Source organism: Synechococcus sp. H60.2, assembly GCF_047462315.1.
In the GTDB taxonomy this organism is placed as follows: Bacteria; Cyanobacteriota; Cyanobacteriia; order Thermostichales; family Thermostichaceae; genus Thermostichus.
Genome location: NZ_JANSIZ010000139.1, coordinates 1 through 2,235, shown reverse-complemented (window position 1 = coordinate 2,235; position 2,235 = coordinate 1). Strand labels below are relative to the sequence as shown.

The 2,235-nt window shown below is 60.5% G+C and carries 4 protein-coding genes and 1 tRNA gene; all 5 read left to right on the top strand.

What is annotated here, in order from left to right:
- Nucleotides 1–109: 109 nt before the first annotated feature.
- The 5 genes from NW845_RS12750 (at nt 110) to NW845_RS12730 (ending at nt 2,178) form a co-directional block, all read left to right on the top strand.
- Complete coding sequence (locus NW845_RS12750) at nt 110–409, top strand: ferredoxin (RefSeq protein WP_414360687.1); 300 nt, start codon at nt 110–112, stop codon at nt 407–409.
- Between the two features lie 206 nt (nt 410–615).
- Nucleotides 616–912 (top strand): hypothetical protein, encoded by a 297-nt coding sequence (locus tag NW845_RS12745; RefSeq protein WP_414378797.1) that lies wholly within the window; start codon nt 616–618, stop codon nt 910–912.
- Between the two features lie 101 nt (nt 913–1,013).
- Nucleotides 1,014–1,682, top strand: coding sequence for a Uma2 family endonuclease (locus NW845_RS12740; protein ID WP_414378796.1), 669 nt, complete (start codon nt 1,014–1,016; stop codon nt 1,680–1,682).
- A tRNA-Ala gene (locus NW845_RS12735) sits at nt 1,673–1,745 on the top strand. Before NW845_RS12740 ends, NW845_RS12735 begins: the two co-directional genes overlap by 10 nt.
- Before the next feature lie 115 nt (nt 1,746–1,860).
- Nucleotides 1,861–2,178, top strand: a complete 318-nt coding sequence (locus tag NW845_RS12730; RefSeq protein ID WP_414336537.1) for a hypothetical protein — start codon at nt 1,861–1,863, stop codon at nt 2,176–2,178.
- Nucleotides 2,179–2,235: the final 57 nt, after the last annotated feature.

Below are 2,235 nucleotides of genomic sequence, written 5' to 3'. Positions count from 1 at the left end.
ACTCTAAAAAACCGGGAGATCTACCTATTTCTCTGAAAAATGGTGCTTGATCCGGGGCAGAAGGGTGGCAGGATGAGGAGTGGACGTTTTTTCTGGAGACCCAAGCAGGATGGCTGTCTACAAAGTTCGGTTGATCAACGAAGAGCGGGGCTTGGACGTTACCATCGATGTGCCGGACGACGAGTACATTCTGGATGTGGCGGAGGAGCAAGGGATCGAGCTGCCCTATTCCTGCCGCGCCGGGGCCTGTTCGACCTGTGCCGGCAAGCTGGTAAGCGGCACGGTGGATCAAAGCGATCAATCCTTCCTGGATGACGATCAGATTGCGCAGGGCTATGTGTTGACCTGCGTGGCCTACCCCACTTCTGACTGCACCATCATCACCCATCAAGAAGAGGCGCTGTACTGAGGCCCTCACCTCCGATCCCTCACCCCTGGCCCCTCTCCCTGGGGGAGAGGGGTTTTTTGCTTTGGGTGCTCCTTTCCGGCAGCCTCAAGCGCTCCGCGCCACCGCAGGCGACTACCCCCGACTCCTCTCCCAGCCCTCACCCCCGATCCCTCTCCCTTGGGGAGAGGGGAGTAGGGTTTTCTTATCCTCTGTTGAGCTTTTTGACGATGACTCCAGAGCAAGAAGAGTGGTTAATCCGGGCCGTTCAAGAGCTGCAGGCTGCCCAAAAAGAGCTGCAGGCTGCTCAGCAGGAGCTGCGCCTTGTCCAACAGAATCAACAGGTTCTGATTCAGGAAGTCCGCGAGGGGCAGGCGAGGCTGGCGCAGTTTTTCCGCGAGGCGCTGGAGCGCTTTGACGAGCGCACTCGGGCTATTGAACGCCGCACCGACGAGATGGCGGCAGAGATGAAGGAGATGCGGCAGGAGATTCGGGATCTGCGCCGCGATTTTTTGGAACGGCGGTAGGCCCAAGCGCTCCGCGCCGCTAGCGCGAACACCCCCGGCCCCTCTCCCTGAGGGATGACCCTCACCCCCGGCCCCTCTCCCTGAGGGAGAGGGGAGTTAGGATGGCAGCAGAGTGGCTTTTGGAGGCGGCTGTGGCTTTGACAATAGGATCCGTTCCTGGGCCGACAGCGGCTCGCCTGAGTTTGGCAGAGTACCTCAAGTATTCCGATGGCGGCGATACCCGCTATGAGCTGGTGGCGGGGGAGTTGGTGCCGATGGCCCTTCCAACCGGACGGCATGGTCAGATTGTGGATTTCCTCAATACCGCTTTTCGAGTTGAGATCCGGCGCCAGGGGCTACCGTGGACTTCTCAGTCGATGGCTATCGGGATCCAGTCGCCGCGGGGCAATCGCTGGGATACGGTGCGGATCCCGGATGTGGTGGTGCTGCCTCTGCAGCAGTGGCAGGAGATGGGATCCCGAGAGGCTCTCATTCGCTTGGAGGATCCGCCGCCGCTGTTGGTGGTGGAGGTGGTGAGCGAATCAAGCCGGGCGGCGGACTACCGAGCCAAACGGGCGGAATACTGTGTTTTGGGCATTGGTGAGTACTGGATTGTGGATCCGATGGAGGAGAAGGTGAGCCTGCTGCTGTTGCACGAGGGCTGGTACGACCTGCTGGAGCTGAAGGGATCCGAGCGGGTGCCCTCGAAGGTTTTTGCAGGGCTGGAGCTGCAGGCGGGGGAGATCTTGGCGGCGGACTTGGGTTATTCTGGTAAAGCCACGGGGAGTTAGCTCAGTTGGTAGAGCGCTGCGATCGCACCGCAGAGGTCAGGGATTCGAGTTCCCTACTCTCCATTGCCCTCACCCCCGGCCCCTCTCCCTGAGGGAGCAGCCCTCACCCCCATCCCCTCTCCCTGAGGGAGAGGGGAGTTGGTGGTAGGATCTTGGCATCCTCTCGCTCTAGTTGATAATGACTCCGGAACAAGAAGAGTGGCTGATCCGCGCTGTTCAAGAGCTGCAAGCGGCCCAGCAGGAGCTACGTCTTGTCCAACAAAATCAGCAGCTTCTGATTCAAGAACTGCGAGAAGGGCAGGCAATGCTGGCTCAGTTTTTCCGCGAGTCCATGGATCGCTTTGATGCGCGCACCCGCGCTATCGAGCGCCGCACGGATGCCCTGGAGCGCCGAACTGAAGCTCTGGAACGGCGCACTGACGAGATGGCCCAAGAGATGAGGGAGATGCGGCAGGAGATTCGAGATCTGCGCCGCGATTTTTTGGAACGGCGGTAGGCCCAAGCGCTCCGCGCTGGCCCTCACCCCCCGCCCGGCGCCTGTCGCGTATAAACA

Bases quoted from the DNA above. Each gene is read 5' to 3' on its own strand.
- NW845_RS12750 (WP_414360687.1), top strand. From the start codon at position 110: ATGGCTGTCTACAAAGTTCGGTTGATCAACGAAGAGCGGGGCTTGGAC.
- NW845_RS12745 (WP_414378797.1), top strand. From the start codon at position 616: ATGACTCCAGAGCAAGAAGAGTGGTTAATCCGGGCCGTTCAAGAGCTG.
- NW845_RS12740 (WP_414378796.1), top strand. From the start codon at position 1,014: ATGGCAGCAGAGTGGCTTTTGGAGGCGGCTGTGGCTTTGACAATAGGA.
- NW845_RS12730 (WP_414336537.1), top strand. From the start codon at position 1,861: ATGACTCCGGAACAAGAAGAGTGGCTGATCCGCGCTGTTCAAGAGCTG.